The organism is Agrobacterium sp. 16-172Ci, assembly GCF_053522725.1.
On sequence record NZ_JBNWBW010000019.1, the window covers coordinates 56,496 to 71,947 of the forward strand.

The window sequence follows — 15,452 nt, forward strand, 5'->3', positions numbered from 1 at the left end:
CAGCAGGCGCGACGGATCGCGCCGATGCAGCAGCGGCGTTCATAAACGGGAGTGAAATTCGCGCCTGTGACAGTAGGGGCAGCCAGCGCCAGCCGGCAGCCCCCACGACTTTATTTCACGAAAGTCTTGGTCAGGCCCGCCGTGCGGTCGACGATGAGGACGACGGCAAGGGTGAGGACGATCAAGAGAACGGAAATGGCCGCAACGAGCGGATCCGCCTGCGTTTCCACATGCTGATACATGGCGACGGGAAGCGTGGTGATGCGCGGACCGGTGAGGAACAGCGAAATTACCGCTTCGTCGAACGACACCAGAAAGGAAAGTGCCGCCGTCGCCACGACGCCCGGCGCGATCATCGGCATGGTCACGCGTCGGAAAATCGTGAGCGGCGATGCCCCGAGCGTGGAGGCGGCCTCCTCGAAAATCAGCGGCAGGCCGGCAAGCGAGGTGGTGAGAACACGCAGCGCATAGGGCAGCACGATGATGAGATGGGCGATCACCAGACCGGTGAAGGTGCCGAGCAGGCCCGCACCGGCAAAGACGATCAGGATCGCGAGGCCGAGAACGATGGTCGGCAGCAGCAGCGGCGCGGTGAAGAAGGCGAGAAGCGCATCCGCTCCGATCACCCGCATGCGCACGATGGCATAGGAGGCCGGCAGCGCTATCAGCATGGAGAGCGCGGTGACGATGATGGCGAGAAGGGTGCTGGTGCCGAGCGCTCCCATCATCTTGGAATTGTGCATGAGATCGACATACCAGCGCAGGCTCCAGCCGGAGGGAGGAAAGGTCATGTAGCTATCGGCTGAAAATGAGATCGGCACGACGAGAACCACGGGTGCCAGCAGGAAAAGGAACATGATGAAGGCGACGATTTTCAGCGCCAGCGGAGCGGGACGTTCTTCCATCTTCGATCTCCTTTAAAGAATGGCCCGCAGAAGCCGGGAATAGAGCACCAGGGCAGCGCCGAAAATCACGAGGATGATCATCGACAGCGTCGCGGCGAGCGGCCAGTTGAGCGTCACGATGGCCTGATCGTAGATTTCCGTCGCGAGAAGGAAGACGCGCCCGCCGCCAAGCAGCTTGGGGGTGATGAACGAACTGACGGCGAGAACGAAGGAAAGCAGGCAACCGAGCGCGACGCCGGGCATGGTGAGCGGCACGATGATCCGCCAGAATACCTTCCACGGCGATGCGCCGAGCGTTTCCGCCGCCTCTTCGACACGCGGATCGAGCCTGCCGAAACCGGCAAGCAGCGCCAGGATCATATAGGGCATCAGGATTTCGGTTAGCCCGATGACGACGCCGACCTTGTTGAACAGCAACCGCACGCCGCTTTCGGCACCGAGCGCTAAGAGGATGTTGTTGATGAGGCCGTCATCGGCAAGGATCGCGATCCAGCCATAGGTGCGCACCACGGCCGATGTGAGCAACGGCGAAATGACGAGCACCAGCAGCAACGTCTTCCAGCGGCCCTGCGCCCGGTGAAGATAAAGCGCGATGGGATAGGAGGCGATGAGTGTGAGAACCGTAATCAGAAGGCTGGTCAGGATACTCTGGCCGATCAGTTCAATATAAAAACCGTCGGTCAGGGTGGACGACCAGTTGTCGAGCGTGTGGGCTTCGCCGAGACCGCCGCCGCCAAGGCTTTCACGGAAGGAAAGCAGGAGCAGGTTGAAGACAGGCATGACGAAGGCCAGCCCATTGACCGCAATGATCGGCCCGAGAAGAAGCGTTGCTAGAAACACCATGGAGGATGTGCGGCTGCCGGGAGCCGTGATCATGACCGCCGCTGTCATTGGCCTGCTCCGAAGACCAGCGTGTCCTCCACGCGCCAGACGAGGCTGACCGCGCTGCCCGCCGCCACAGGTGTTTCCCCGCCGGAAGTCGCGCGCTCCACCGACAATGTCTGTCCGCCCGCGGTAATCTCGTAGTGAAGGATATCGCCCGCATAATAGACATCGCGAACCTCACCGGCGATGCGATTGACCGGCGCTCCGTCGAAATCGGGTGCGGCGTCACCGGCAACCGTCATGGCCATGCGGTGCGGCCGTACCATAAGGTCGATCTTGCCATTGTGCGAGCCGGGCGCACGCAGTGTCGCGTCGCCGACCGTGATGTGATCGCCGACCGCGTTTCCGACCAGCCTGTTGGTGCGGCCGACGAAAGAGGCGACGAAAGCCGTTGCCGGGCGCTCGTAAAGATCATGCGGCGTGCCGAGCTGTTCCAGACGCCCGCCATTGAGCACGGCGACCTTGTCGCACATGCTGAGCGCCTCCACCTGATCATGGGTGACGAAGATGGAGGTGATGCCGAGCTGTTTCTGGATGCGGCGGATTTCAGAGCGCATCTCGTCGCGCAGCTTGGCGTCGAGATTGGAAAGAGGTTCGTCAAACAAAAGGATGGAGGGCTGGATGACCAGTGCACGCGCCAGTGCGACGCGCTGCTGCTGGCCGCCGGAAAGCTGGGCGGGCCGGCGATCCTCGCGCCCTTCCAGACGCACCATGGCAATCGCTTCGCGTGCACGCCGTTCCGCTTCGGCAGCCGGTACCTTGCGCATTTCAAGACCGAACATGACGTTCTTGAGAACCGTCATATGCGGGAAAAGCGCGTAACTCTGAAAAACGAGGCCGATATCGCGCTTGTAGGGAGCAAGCTGGGTCACATCCTTGCCGTCGATCAGGATCGAACCCGACGTCACGGGGGCAAGGCCGGCAATCATGCGCAGCGATGTCGACTTGCCGCAGCCGGATGGACCGAGGAAGGCAACCAGTTCGCCCTTGGGAATCTCGAGATTGAGATTATCCACGGCGACCATGGTTTCGTAGCGCTTGGTCAATGAACGAATCGAGAGAAATCCTGGCTGCATGATGTCTGAAGTTCCCATTCTGGCTTTTTGCCTTTCTCCAGAACATGTCCCATCCCGGCGGGGTCGCGGACATGCCCTGTCCCTTGATCTATGCAATCGCGGCGGAAATTCACCTGCACTGTGCGCGGCGCTTTCCCCAAGCAGGCCTTCGGGCCACCCACCCCTCCATCGATCCCAACACCGACGGAGGAAATGAGCCGGGGCCTATGCCGTTTCCGCATCCGCCCGAAGGGGATGCGGAAGACTTGCCATTTTTCACGACAGAGACGCGAAAGCCTTAGCGGCTGAGCGGGATGACCTTGCGGCGCCAGTCCTGCGTGATCTGGTCACGAACCTTCGAGAGGCCGATCCAGTCGACCGGGATAACCTTGTCCATCGCCTTGACGACCGTGCGATCGCTGACATCGGGAGCCACCGTGGCCTTGGCGTTCGTCGGCGCATAATACATGGCGGCGGTGAAGGCGGCCTGAGCTTCCGGGCTCAGCGCGTAATCGATGAACTTGCGGGCCGCCTCGGACGACGGGCCGCCCTTGACGAGATTGAGCGTGTTGATCTGCAGGATCGTGCCTTCCTTCGGAAGAACGACCTTCATCTTGCCCTTGGAACCATCGGCATTCACCTGGCTGCGGGCGTTCCAGCCCACGCCCAGCGACACCTGACCGTTGACGACAGTCGGATAGACTTCCGGCTTCGGTTCCCAGGTCTGGACGTTCGGCGCGACTTCAGCCATGGCATTGATGCCGGCGTCGATATTCTTGATGAAATCGGTGCCGCCATTCATATGGTCCATGATGATGGTCGTGCCGATACCGACGATGTCAGGAGCGCTCAACATGGCGATCTTGCCCTTGAAGGCGCTGTCTTTCAGGGCATTCCAGCTGTCCGGCGCGGTCTTGATTGCATCGGTATTGTAGATGAGAACGAGGTTGTCGAAGGTCACGCCGACACCGGCGACGCCCTCGAAGCGGGCGTTCGGATAGAGGTCGGCAACGTTCTTGGTAACGCTTTCATCGACCTTGTCGAACAGGCCTTCGTCCGTGCCGGTCTTGGCGACGGAGACGTCCATCAGCGCGATATCGGATTGCGGCGCAGCTTTCTGGGCACGCAGCGAGCCGAGCATGGCGGCGGAACCCTGCTGCGGGAAATAGTCGACCTTGATATCCGGGTTGGCGGCCATGAAAGGCTCGATGACGGCCTTGGTGTAACGCTCCTGGAAAAGGCCACTATAGCCGAGGAACGTCACGGTCTGCTGGGCGTGCGCCGGCATGGCGGCCGCACCCAGCATGAGAATCCCACTCAGAAGTATCGATTTCTTCATTGTCCTGTTCTCCTCTATTGTTATTGGGAGTGGCGAACGGATCCGCCACCCGAAAGATTGTGTCAGGCGCTGAGCTTCGCCTGGACGAATTTGTTGGCGCCGGAAATATCCGGCAGCTTCTCGCCGTTGCGCAGGCGTTCCAGAAGCACGATCTCGGCTTCCTGCATGCCGATGGCGCGTTCCGCCATGGCGCGGGCCTGGCTCGGATGAAGGGCGACAACGCCGCTTTCGTCGCACAGGATCGCATCGCCCGGATTGATCATCTGGCCGCCGACGCTGATCGGAACGTTGATCGCGCCTTCCAGACCAAGGATCTTGGTGGTGATCGGCGACGGGCCGCGGCACCACATTGGCATGTCTACCTTGGTGAACTCCGAGAAGTCGGTCGCCGGGCCATCGACGACACCGGCTTTGACGCCGGCCATCTTCATGGTGTTGGTGATGACACCGCCCCAGCAGGCGTGGCGGGTGTCGCCGCAACGGTCGATGAGAACGATATCACCCGGACGCACGAGTTGCGTCAGGTAGTGGAGCATGGTCGAATCCGCATTCGGGATGCGCAGCGTGACGGCGGTGCCCGCCACGCGCTTGCCCGGAAGAACGGCCCGGATTTCAGGATCGACGAAACCGGAATGAAGCACATGGCCGATCGTTGCGACTTCGACCTTTTCAAGAAGCTCGATGATGTCGGCGCCGATCTGTTCCGGCATGGGGTTGACGATAAACATTGGGTCTTTCTCCGATCAGAGAACGTGGTGGTTCGCCACCGGCACGTTGGCGCGCACCTTGGCCGAATAGTCGAAGTCGAGAGCGGCGCCAGCAGTCCCGACGGTGTCGGAGCATTGCGCGACGATGTGACCCCACGGATCGATGACCATGGAATGACCCCAGCAGGCCTTCTTGCCGCCCGCATGGGTGCCGATCTGGCCGACAGCGAGGAAATAGGTCTGGGTTTCGACAGCGCGGGCGCGGGCCAGCACTTCCCAATGGTCCTTGCCGGTCATCAGCGTGAAGGCGGCCGGCAGAACGATGACATCTGCACCCTTGTCCCGCAGGGCGCGGAACAGTTCCGGGAAGCGGATATCGTAGCAGATGCCGCAACCGACCGTCCTGTCGCCAACCTTGTAGGTCACGACCTCTTCGCCACGGGCAACGGAATCGGATTCGCGGTAGCTGATACCGTTCGGCGTATCGACGTCGAACAGGTGAATTTTGCGGTAACGGGCGATCTGTTTGCCGTCCGGGCCGAAAACGAGCGTCGAATTGTAAAAGCGGTTGCCTTCCTTCTCGACGATGGAACCGGCATGCAGCGTGATCGCGTGCTTTCTGGCCAGATCCGAAAGCAGCGAGTAGATCTCGCCGCCGGGGAATTCTTCCCCGCTCTCATGCATTTCCTGAGGATTATCTCCAAGAAATGCGAAGTATTCCGGAAGAACAACAAGATCAGGACTATCCGCCTTGACTGCCTTCTCAATTAAATCGGCAGCAACCCTGAGGTTTTCTGCCTTGTCGTTCTGGGTATTCATTTGAACAAGTGAGACTTTCACGTTGCTCTCCTCTCATGTTGCGAGGAGAATTAAGAACGGGAACTGTTTTCCTGACAAACGGAAAAACTCTATCGAAACCCATAAGGTAAGCTTATAGATTAATCATTTTGCGTTGCAGCATAAATTTTAAGCTGCGGCCGTCATCCATTGCGTGGTGGTTTCCCTGACGATTTCCGTCGCCATGTCGGCAATGGCACGGGCAAGCGCATTGTCGCCGCGCTCCTGATAAACCGTGTGGAAGGTAAGAGGCGGCACCGCCGGTGTGATGTCGAGAATACGCGCTTCGCCCGATTTGATGATGCCGTCCACCAAAACGCGCGGCAAGGCGCCCACCCCGACAGCCGTGGCCACAAGGCGCGTCATGATCGACAGCGAATTGGAATTGTAGATGCGGCTATCGGACAGTCCGTGGGAATCGAGAAGCGCCCGCAAGGCCTGATGCGGCTGTGAGCCGGTCGAGAAGGTAAGAAGCGGAAAATGCGCTATATCTTCAAGCGTCACACCGGTTTCCGGCAGCGGCAGCTCGACGGCGCCGACCCAACAGGATTCGAAGGTGCAGAGCGGTGAATTATAAATATCCGCAGCCATGATCGGCCCCATGATAAAACCGACATCCACCTCGCCGTTCTGAATGCGCTGCGAGAGTTTCAGACTGGTATCGATGGTCAGATCGAGGCTTACACCGGGATATTGTTCGTTCACACGGCGGATGAGCAGCGGCAGCCAGGCATAGACGATCGTATCGGCGGCACCGATCCGCACCGTACCCCTCAGCGCCTCGCGGTTACTGACGATCTGCCGGAACTCGCCGGTGAGGTTGACGATCTTTTCGGCATGTTGCAGCGCCAGACGACCCGCGGGCGTGAGGTTGACGCAGCGCACATCGCGCGTGAACAGCACGACACCAAGCTCCCGCTCCAAAGCGGCAATCCGGTTGGACACCGATGCTTGCGTTGTGTGCAAACGTTCCGCGGCTGCCGAAAAGCTGCTCAATCGGGCAGCCCAGAGAAAAGTTTCGAGGAATCGCGTATTCATGGGCTCAATCTTCTCGCATGGCTCCGCGATCCAGCTCCAAGTCTCTGGCTTCGTCTTGCCCTTGGCCTTTGTGGTTCAAGGGGCAGTATGTCCGATGCGCGCGCCCATAGGCAAGCGATCAAAGCCGGCGCCTCCCTTTCTCAAGGGATTGCGCCGGCCTCCCTGAATGGAGGCATTGGATGGGGATCAGCGTGCCGTGATCTTTTCCTGCAAGAGCCGGATGGCGAGATGCTGGATCAGAATGATCGTCTTGGCATCGCGAATATCGCCGCGGCCGATCATCCGCATCGCCTCGGGCAAGGCGATTTCCAGCACGTCGATGTCTTCGCCCTCGTCCGCTGAACCGCCACCTGCCCCGACCTTATGTTTCTCGGCATATTCACCGTAGAAAAAGGCGAGATATTCCGTGACCGATCCGGGGCTCATATAGATATCGAACAGATGCGTAAGTTCGGAAACCTCATAACCGGTTTCCTCGATCAGTTCCGCACGCATGCGCGTCGCCGGGTCAGCGCCTTCCAGCAGCCCCGCCGGTGTCTCGATCAGCGATTCCAGACCGCCATTCAAAAGCACCGGCAACCGGAACTGGCGGGTCAGCAGCACATTGTCGCTTGCCGGATTGTACAAAAGGCATGTCGCGCCGTTGCCGCGATCATATGCCTCCCGGGTCTGCCGTTGCCAGCTTCCGTCCCTCAGCTGAAGTTCATACTCATACTTGGTCAGCCGTCCCCAATCATCCGCCAATACGCGTTCGGAAATGGGGCGGTAAACACTGCTAGTCATCAAATTCACCTCGTTTTCGTCTGTCTTTTCAAAGGCCATGCAACCGGCCTTCGACATGCGTGCGCGTTTCGCCGCCAACCCATATCTGGCCGGCATCGTCGCGGGTCAGATAAATGCGGCCGTGGCGGCCAAGGTACGTTCCCTGCGCCGCGACATAGTCTTCGTCAACCACGCCCGTCGCGAAAAGCCATTGCGCCACCGAGGCGTTGAGGCTTCCGGTGACGGGGTCTTCGACGATGACGCCCAGATGATCGCTGAAGAAGGCCCGAACCTCAAAGGCGGTCTCGCCGCCTTGCGCATGAGGACCAACCACACCGATATCGATGCGGCCGGGCCAATTGCGGGCCGGGTCGAGGCCCAGCACCTTTTCGGCCGATGCCAGCCTGATTCCCAGCCAGCCGGGACCATTATCGATCCAGGCGGCATCGATGATATCGCAAGCCTCGATCCTCAACAGCTGCCGCGCCTCTTCCAGTTCGGTCGGCGTCGGTGCGCCGGAACGGATAAGCGGCGGAGCGGCAAAACAAAGTAGCCCATGCAAGCGCCTGATCGTGACCAGTCCCGCACCGCATTCCTGAACAATGGCGGTTTGATTTTTTGCCATGCCGTTGGCCGAAAGCCAGGCATGGCAGCTGCCAAGTGTGGGATGCCCGGCAAAGGGCAACTCCCTGTCCAGCGAGAATATCCTGACCCGGTAATCAGCCTGCGGATGGGTGGGCCGCAACAGGAAGGTGGTTTCGGAAAGGTTGAACCAGCGCGTCAATCGCTGCATTTCATCCGTCGATAAAGCATCGGCGCCGATGACGACCGCCAGCGGATTGCCGGAAAGCGGCCCGGAGCCGAACAGGTCGATCATATGGATAGCAAAACTCATGACACGGCTCTTTCAGTTGGGATTGATCGGCAACACGGACGGCGGGGCTGTCAGCTCTGCGAGAGAAGTAATTTCAACCCCGCAACGGCAAGTACCGCAGAAAGCACGGATTCGATCCAGCGCCGCAATCTGGTGTAAAGCGCAATCATCGAGGCGGTGGAAAAAAGAAGCGCATAGCTGCCGAATACGATGACGCCGAGAAGGGCGCAGCCACCAACGATCGCCGGCAACATGCCCGCCGGCGCGTCCTCGCGAAACCCCAGCGACATGATCGCTATCCGAGCCATGATCGCCTTCGGATTTCCGATATGCATGAGGAGACCCTGCCGGTAGAGCGCCCGATAGGGTGGCGTCGCACGCCCGGTGTTCATCCCCGCAAGGTCGGAAACCGGCTTCAGGGCCGACCTGCCCGCTCGAAAGGCCAGATACAGCAGGTAGACGCCGCCAAATATCTTGATGATGAAAAGCGCCTGGGCATAGGCGGCCAGCACGGCGGACATGCCCGTCGCCGCAAGGATCGCCCAGAAGAGCGAGCCGGTGATGACACCGGCAGCCAAAGCGAGGGCGGGCAGACGGCCATCACGCATTGCCGTGCCCATAATCGCCATGTTGCTCGGCCCAGGGCTGGCGGTGGCGACGATATAGGTGCCGTAGACGAGGGCGATCTGGCTGGCGATCATTCAGATTTCTCCAGAAGCAGGACACTTTCCCCAGCACTATTGCTGGAGGTCTCCGCGATGAACGATGTGGACCTTGTTGCCGTCAGGGTCACGCAGATAGGCGCCGAAATAGCCGTCTCCGTAATGCGGGCGTGGCCCCGGACCTCCTTCATCCGTGCCGCCATGCGCAAGGCCGCCGGCATAGGCAATCTCCAACGCCTCTTTCGACGGCGCCAGAAAGGCGACCATGCCGCCGTTGCCAACCGTGGCTGGCTCGCCGTTGAAAGGACGATAGACATAAAAGCGGGGCAACGGGGAGTGTGCTGCCACCCAGCAAAGCGCCGCAGGCCCGCCATCCGGGGTAACGACCCGCCGCGTCAAGCCGAGCGGGACAAGCACAGCATCGTAGAAGCGTTCCGCCCGCTCAAGATCACGCGTTCCGACGGTTACATGGCTGAACATTCGATCCTCCAAGCGCCGGCATGATCGCCGATCGCCCGCCGTAAAGTGTGGATTTCAGTCAGCGTCGTCATAGCCTATGTTACACTTGCTGTTTATTGAAATAGTGTAACGTGACACTTTTATCGAAGGTATGATCGTGCTGCTGCAATCCCCCTGGACTCCCCGTCTTGCAGATATTGAGGCGAATGCCGCAGAACGGCTGATGCTTGCTCTTGCCGATGACATCATCGAAGGGCGACTGACGGGCGGCGACCGTCTGCCCGCCCACCGCGACCTTGCATGGAAACTGGGGGTGGGGCTTGGCACGGTGACAAAAGCCTATTCAGTTCTCGAACGGCGAGGACTGACACGTAGCGTCAAGGGCCGGGGAACATTCGTGGCGCTCCAGGAGGCGCACAAGGATCGGCAGTTCGACCTCTCCTCAAATGCGCCGCCGGCCACGCTCAACGCCCGCATTCTGGCCAAGACGCTAACGGGGATCGCCCGCAGGATCGATGCGGATCACATCAATCTTTACGCCCCGCCCGCCGGACATCTGGAACACCGCCGTATTCTGGCCCACTGGCTCGAAACGCTGGGTCTGACTGTCGATCCGTCACATCTGGTGCTGACGAGCGGCGCCCGCCAGGCGCTGGCCCTGGCCTTCGATCTCGCCTGCGGCCCAAAGGGCCTGCTCCTGACCGAACGGATCACCTATCCCGGCGCGATCGCACTGGCCCGGCGTAAAGGATACCGGATGCAGGGTGTTGAAATCGATGCCGAGGGCATGGTGCCGGAAGCGCTTGCCGCAGCGCTCGCCGGCACGGCGTCGCGTGATGGCACAGCAGTCTACGTGACGCCGACGCTGCATAATCCGACAACCGTCACCATGGGCGCGGCGCGGCGGCAGATCATTGCGGATATTTGCCGTCGGGCAGGCGTATGGATCATCGAGGACGGTGTTTATGCGGCATCGGCCGAGTCCTTGCCGCCGCTCGCCTCATTGGCTCCTGAAATCTCGTTTCATGTGAACGGGCTCTCCAAGTCCCTTGGTCCCGGCCTGCAGATCGGTGTGCTTGCATTACCGGCAGGGCTGCACGACACCGCCGAAGACCTTCTGCAGGACATGCCGATGGCCCCATCCGCACTCTCCTGCGCGGTGGTTGAAGATTGGCTGACCTCCGGCATCATCTCGTCAATCCAGCGGGACTTGCGCCACGAGGCCCGACGGCGCTCCAGCCTGGCGGTTTCACTGCTCGGCACGAACCAGCTTGGCTCGCATTCCGATGCATACAACGTCTGGCTGCCGATGGAACGCTACGCCGCCAATCGTTTCGCATTCGCCGCTGCGGCAATACGTATCAAGTTGACCAGTCCGGAATCCATGCTGGTGAACCCCGACGATCAGGCGAGCGGTATTCGGCTCTGCCTCGGCGGCCCGTCATTCGACGATCTCACGGAGGCGCTGACGCTTCTGGCGGGACTGCTGAAGCGTTGGCCTTGAGGCCATCGGCAAATAAACGAGAATACGAAAATTGCATGGAAGCGACCGTATATTATGAGTGATCACCCGCTTGTGCCGGACCAGAATGCATGGAACCCCTGGAGCCCTGTCGAACTGTCCCAGCGACTGGACGGCGTATCGCTGCCATGGTGCGTTGTCGGCGGCTGGGCTCTCGATCTGTGGCAGGGGAGCAAGACGCGAGCATGACGATCTCGAATTCACGGTCCTGCGCGAAGATCTGAGTATTTTTCGCCGGAAACTGGGTGACATGGAGTTCTATACCGTCAACGATGGCATTATCGAACCGCTGCTGGCGGACCAGCACCCGGCTCCCGAGATTTTTCAAATATGGTGCTTCGATCGCCCTGCAGGGTGCTGGCGCGCCGATATGATGATCGAGCCGGGGACGAATGACACCTGGGTTTACAAGAGAAATCGGGAAATGACGCGGCCGCGGATCGAAATGGTGTCGCTGACCGCAGACGGCATCCCTTATCTCAATGCCTCCGCCGTGCTTCTGTTCAAGGCAAAGCACAGGCGCCCCAAGGACGAGGACGATTTCGGAAGAGCCCAGCCAAAGCTATCTCTTTCGGAACGCCTCTGGCTGCGAGAATGCCTTGACCGCCTGCACCCGGGTCACGACTGGGTACGGGCGCTGTGATCTCGGGAAGCGGCGACCGCGTTATCTCCGCCTCCTCCGAAATTCGAAAACAGTAATTTCAGGCTCGTGGGGACTGAAATGCCCGCGTGATCCGTCGCAGCACGGCGTTCGCATGATCGCCTGTGACCGCGGAAATCATCACCACGTCCAGTTTCGAAAGCTGTGGGAGCAGGCCTTCCCTCACCTCCCGCAGACCGGCGGGCGCTACACTTCGCGCCAGCAGTGCGACGCCGATCCCGGCTTCGGCAGCCGCTCCCACCGCCGTTGCCCCGGTTCCGACGAATACCTCACGCCAGGCGATGTCCGCCGCCTCCAGCGCCCGAAGGGCCATGGCTCGCAAATTGCAGGGCTCCGGTTGAAGCACCAGCGGCACCGGCAGGTTCGAAGGCAGATCGAAATCCGCGCTACAGTACCAGCCGAAGCTTTCCTGAAACAGCAACTCGCCATCGCGGCGAATGTCGTCATGCCGCAACACGACGATCGCATCGAGCGCGCCGGCATCGTAGAGCTCAAGCAGGGTCCTGGTGCCGGCGGTGCGCAAATGAAGCGTAACGCTCGTCTCACGCTCGCTGATCACCCGGAGTATCCGGGGCAGATCGGCCCCGATCAAATGATGCGTGAAACCGATTGCGAGGCGGGTCGGCTCCTGCCCAAAGACATCGAGCGCACGCCGGCCGGCCGCAACATAAGCCCGCGCGGGCTCCAGAAAGCGTTCGCCGGCCGCCGTCAAACGCACGCGACGCGGCGTCCGTTCGACGAGGCGATGCCCCAGCATGTCCTCAAGCCGGCGCAGGCGCAGCGATATTGCCGCCTGTGACGTGTTCATCATGCCTGCAACCCGTGTGAAAGACTGCAATTCGGCAACGAGAAGAAAAGCCTCGACGGCCTCGGGATCCAATGAGCGCATGTTTTGCATAACAAGCTGTTATCGCTGAAATGCGCAAGCCCCTAATTCTATCGGGTTCTCGCGAGCGCTATTGCACGAAAACTCTCTATAGGAGCTTTTCGTGTCTTCACAGATTTCCTCGACCTCGCCCACGCCCGCCACCGACCGCCGGATCTGGGCAGTCCTTGCCGTCGCCGTCGCAACGCAAACCGCCGGCTCGTTCGTATCGCAGGGGATTTACATCCTCGTGCCCTTCTGGCGAGAAGCATTCGGCATCTCCCTTGCATCCGCATCACTGGCCGTGACCGTCATGAACGGTGTGCAGATCGTGACGATGTTCACGCTCGGCCGCGCCATCGATATTCACGGTGAGCGCCGCATCGTCGGCATTGCCATGCTCGGCATGGCGCTCGCGATGGCCTGCGCGGCGTCATTCGCAAACAGCCTGCCGGCGCTGCTTTTGTGCATCGCGTTTCTGGGCGGCACCTATGCCGCTGTCCAACCGGGCGGCACGCGGGCGATCATGCGCTGGTTCCCGCCTGCCAAGCGCGGCATAGCGACTGGGTTTCGGCAGGCTGCGGTTCCTTTCGGAACGATGATCGCGGCCGCCCTCCTCCCGTTCATGTCGGTTCGTTACGGATGGCATGCGGCAGCATGGCTCTGCGCCGGTGTTTCCGTCACGGGCGCCGCACTCTTCTGGGGTCTCTATCGCGAGGGAGGCGATGTGGCCGCAAAAACCGAGCGCCCGCTTCCCCTGGCAAGACTCGCCCGCGAGGTCGGGCAGAATTCGAGCTTCTGGCCCGTATTACGGCTTGGTATAGCCATGTCCGCGTTTCAATTCACCCTCACCGCACACGTCATCGGCTTCATGGCGGATGGATTGGGGCTAGGCCTTTTTGCCGCATCGTCCATGTTTGCCGCAACGCAGTTTGCGGGCATTCCCGGCCGGATTTTGCTGCCATGGCTCAGCGACCGTTTCCGGCCCGGCCTTCGTACGCAATCCTTCGGCCTGGTATCCGTCATTGCCGCAGGCGCTGCCGCAATCCTCGCGGCACTGCCCATCGGCGTTCCGACGCCGTTTATCCTCGTCGTGCTTGTCGTGCTGGGAATATTCGGTATCGGGTGGTTTCCACTTTATCTTTTGCAGATCGCCGAAAGCGCACCGAAAGGTTCGATAGCGTCGACGATTGCCTTCGCTTCCACGATCTGCCTGGGTGTCATGGCAATCGGCCCCTATATATTCGGCCTTCTGGTCGATCATCTCGGCTACGGGGCAGCATGGTCCGCACTGATCGTGCCGGTGGTCGCAACAGCGCTGCCCCTCACAATCTCATCGCCGCGCCTGCCGAAAGCTCAGATCGGCTCTTCATGAAACGGGATAGGTGCGGTTCACCGAAACCGGCAAGGTGGTGGTGCGCGGCGAGCCGCAATTGGGCATCGTGACAGTCGGGCGTTTTCCGCTTGGACAGGATGACGTGACCGCGCAGGTCACGGCGGACCTCAACAGGGCAGGATATCTTGCCGAGGCAAGCGACGACATCCATGAGGACACCTCCGTCGCCATTCTCGGACGCGCCGCCTTTGACCGCTGGAAAACGAGCGGGAATGACCGGTCGGCACCCAACCTGTGGATCCTGAAGACGGCTTGAAACGCGGTGACAAACCGCCTTTCCTTCGGATCACGACGTCCAGCATATCGTTGCTTTTAGCCTCCATTGCGAATGGCGGGTTGAGATGCCGTCCGGCAAAGGGTATCAGGTGCCACTCCCAGGCGGAGCTTCCGCAAGCAACAAGGCGCATCCTGACATGATCCCGGACTTCCTCGTTACCCATTCCGGTGGCTTCCATGCCGACGAACTGCTGTCGAGCGTCGTGCTGACCCGGCTTTTCCCGCAGGCACGCCTGATCCGGAGCAGGGCGCCCGAATGGATCGCACCTGGCGCAGACCGCGTCGTCTACGACGTCGGCGGTGTTTATGACGCGGCGAAGGGCGCCTTCGATCATCACCAGCGCGGTGCACCGTTGCGCGAAGACGGTCAGCCCTATAGTTCGTTCGGACTGATCTGGAAGCATTTCGGCCGCGATTATCTCGCCGCCTTTGGCGTTCCTGAAGACCATATCGAAACCGTTCACGCCTCTTTCGATGCCAGCTTCGTGCTGCCGGTCGATCTGGTCGACAATGGCGCGCTCAGCCCCTCCACCGCCGGGGCACTCGCCGGGCTGACCCTGCCCGTCCTGCTGGAAACTCTGAAACCTGTTTTCGACGAGACAGATCCCGAAGCGGACAATCGCAGTTTCCACGCGGCGCTGGCCATCGCCCGCAGCTTCGTGGAGGCAAAGATTGCCAACAGCGCCGCGAAATTGCGGGCTGAAGCGCTCGTGAGCCGGGCTATCGTGGATGCCGGCGAGGGACATATTCTGGAACTGCCGATGGGAATGCCGTTTCGGCCCGCCATCAAGAAGGCGGGCGCCGACCATCTGCTGTTCGTCGTTCACCCACGCAACAATGACTGGTGCCTGACGGGCATCCGCCGCGAGGATGAAGGCTTTGAACTGCGGGCGGATTTGCCGGCGGCCTGGGCCGGCCTGACGGACAAAGATCTGGAAGCGGTTTGCGGCGTCGAAGGCGCGAGCTTCTGCCACAACGGCCGATTTGTCGCGGCGGCCAGAACCCGCGATGCGGCACTCGCCATGGCGGAGCTGGCGGTAAAAGAGGCGACCGCAGCCAAACAGTGACATCGCAGCCGACCATGCAACCACGCATTCGGCCCGGCAGCAGGAGGCGAAATTAAGCCCGGGTGCGGGTTTTGATCTCGCCCATACCCAGTTCTCGGTACGTCTCAGGAAATTCGCTGGCGCGCGCCCTTGAGCGTCAGGC

16 protein-coding genes and 1 pseudogene are annotated in these 15,452 nt (G+C 60.8%); 5 read left to right on the forward strand and 12 right to left on the reverse strand.

Annotated features, from left to right (window positions below; translation table 11 throughout):
* Window positions 1-110: 110 nt before the first annotated feature.
* From ACQZ40_RS17115 to ACQZ40_RS17165, 11 genes are all read right to left on the reverse strand, one after another.
* The gene (locus ACQZ40_RS17115) at window positions 111-905 is read right to left on the reverse strand and encodes an ABC transporter permease (protein WP_003521980.1); all 795 of its coding nucleotides are present in this window, start codon (window positions 903-905) and stop codon (window positions 111-113) included.
* A 12-nt stretch (window positions 906-917) separates the two neighbouring features.
* Complete coding sequence (locus ACQZ40_RS17120) at window positions 918-1,796, reverse strand: ABC transporter permease (RefSeq protein ID WP_003521979.1); 879 nt, start codon at window positions 1,794-1,796, stop codon at window positions 918-920.
* Window positions 1,793-2,866, reverse strand: coding sequence for an ABC transporter ATP-binding protein (locus ACQZ40_RS17125; protein ID WP_174037449.1), 1,074 nt, complete (start codon window positions 2,864-2,866; stop codon window positions 1,793-1,795). Before ACQZ40_RS17125 ends, ACQZ40_RS17120 begins: the two co-directional genes overlap by 4 nt.
* A gap of 277 nt (window positions 2,867-3,143) precedes the next feature.
* A complete protein-coding gene (locus ACQZ40_RS17130; protein ID WP_142845637.1) occupies window positions 3,144-4,184 on the reverse strand; it encodes an ABC transporter substrate-binding protein in 1,041 nt (346 codons plus the stop codon).
* A 62-nt stretch (window positions 4,185-4,246) separates the two neighbouring features.
* Complete coding sequence (locus ACQZ40_RS17135) at window positions 4,247-4,912, reverse strand: RraA family protein (protein WP_003521976.1); 666 nt, start codon at window positions 4,910-4,912, stop codon at window positions 4,247-4,249.
* A 15-nt stretch (window positions 4,913-4,927) separates the two neighbouring features.
* The gene (locus tag ACQZ40_RS17140; RefSeq protein WP_448748341.1) at window positions 4,928-5,710 is read right to left on the reverse strand and encodes a carbon-nitrogen hydrolase family protein; all 783 of its coding nucleotides are present in this window, start codon (window positions 5,708-5,710) and stop codon (window positions 4,928-4,930) included.
* A gap of 147 nt (window positions 5,711-5,857) precedes the next feature.
* Window positions 5,858-6,766 (reverse strand): LysR family transcriptional regulator, encoded by a 909-nt coding sequence (locus tag ACQZ40_RS17145; protein ID WP_448748315.1) that lies wholly within the window; start codon window positions 6,764-6,766, stop codon window positions 5,858-5,860.
* 186 nt (window positions 6,767-6,952) lie between these two features.
* On the reverse strand, window positions 6,953-7,549 hold the full coding sequence (locus ACQZ40_RS17150; protein ID WP_078052933.1) for an NUDIX domain-containing protein: 597 nt from the start codon (window positions 7,547-7,549) through the stop codon (window positions 6,953-6,955).
* Window positions 7,550-7,577: 28 nt separating this feature from the next.
* Window positions 7,578-8,423 (reverse strand): PhzF family phenazine biosynthesis protein, encoded by an 846-nt coding sequence (locus tag ACQZ40_RS17155; RefSeq protein WP_448748316.1) that lies wholly within the window; start codon window positions 8,421-8,423, stop codon window positions 7,578-7,580.
* A gap of 50 nt (window positions 8,424-8,473) precedes the next feature.
* On the reverse strand, window positions 8,474-9,103 hold the full coding sequence (locus ACQZ40_RS17160; RefSeq protein ID WP_448748317.1) for a LysE family translocator: 630 nt from the start codon (window positions 9,101-9,103) through the stop codon (window positions 8,474-8,476).
* 36 nt (window positions 9,104-9,139) lie between these two features.
* On the reverse strand, window positions 9,140-9,544 hold the full coding sequence (locus ACQZ40_RS17165) for a VOC family protein (protein WP_448748318.1): 405 nt from the start codon (window positions 9,542-9,544) through the stop codon (window positions 9,140-9,142).
* Window positions 9,545-9,674: 130 nt separating this feature from the next.
* Between ACQZ40_RS17165 and ACQZ40_RS17170 the strand changes: the two genes are divergently transcribed.
* Both ACQZ40_RS17170 and ACQZ40_RS17175 read left to right on the forward strand, forming a co-directional pair.
* Window positions 9,675-11,027 carry an aminotransferase-like domain-containing protein gene (locus tag ACQZ40_RS17170; RefSeq protein WP_448748319.1) on the forward strand — a complete coding sequence of 451 codons (1,353 nt, stop codon included), beginning with the start codon at window positions 9,675-9,677 and terminating at the stop codon, window positions 11,025-11,027.
* A gap of 54 nt (window positions 11,028-11,081) precedes the next feature.
* Window positions 11,082-11,688 (forward strand): annotated as a pseudogene (locus ACQZ40_RS17175) (nucleotidyltransferase domain-containing protein).
* A 58-nt stretch (window positions 11,689-11,746) separates the two neighbouring features.
* Here ACQZ40_RS17175 and ACQZ40_RS17180 read toward each other — a convergent pair.
* The gene (locus ACQZ40_RS17180; RefSeq protein ID WP_448748320.1) at window positions 11,747-12,604 is read right to left on the reverse strand and encodes a LysR family transcriptional regulator; all 858 of its coding nucleotides are present in this window, start codon (window positions 12,602-12,604) and stop codon (window positions 11,747-11,749) included.
* A gap of 91 nt (window positions 12,605-12,695) precedes the next feature.
* Between ACQZ40_RS17180 and ACQZ40_RS17185 the strand changes: the two genes are divergently transcribed.
* The 3 genes from ACQZ40_RS17185 to ACQZ40_RS17195 all read left to right on the forward strand — a co-directional run bounded on the left by ACQZ40_RS17185 (window position 12,696) and on the right by ACQZ40_RS17195 (window position 15,310).
* Entirely contained in the window at window positions 12,696-13,946 is a 1,251-nt protein-coding gene (locus tag ACQZ40_RS17185; protein WP_448748321.1) for an MFS transporter, read from the forward strand.
* Window positions 13,947-13,956: 10 nt separating this feature from the next.
* Entirely contained in the window at window positions 13,957-14,223 is a 267-nt protein-coding gene (locus tag ACQZ40_RS17190; protein WP_448748342.1) for a hypothetical protein, read from the forward strand.
* Between the two features lie 157 nt (window positions 14,224-14,380).
* The gene (locus tag ACQZ40_RS17195; RefSeq protein ID WP_448748322.1) at window positions 14,381-15,310 is read left to right on the forward strand and encodes an MYG1 family protein; all 930 of its coding nucleotides are present in this window, start codon (window positions 14,381-14,383) and stop codon (window positions 15,308-15,310) included.
* Window positions 15,311-15,452 lie beyond the last annotated feature (142 nt).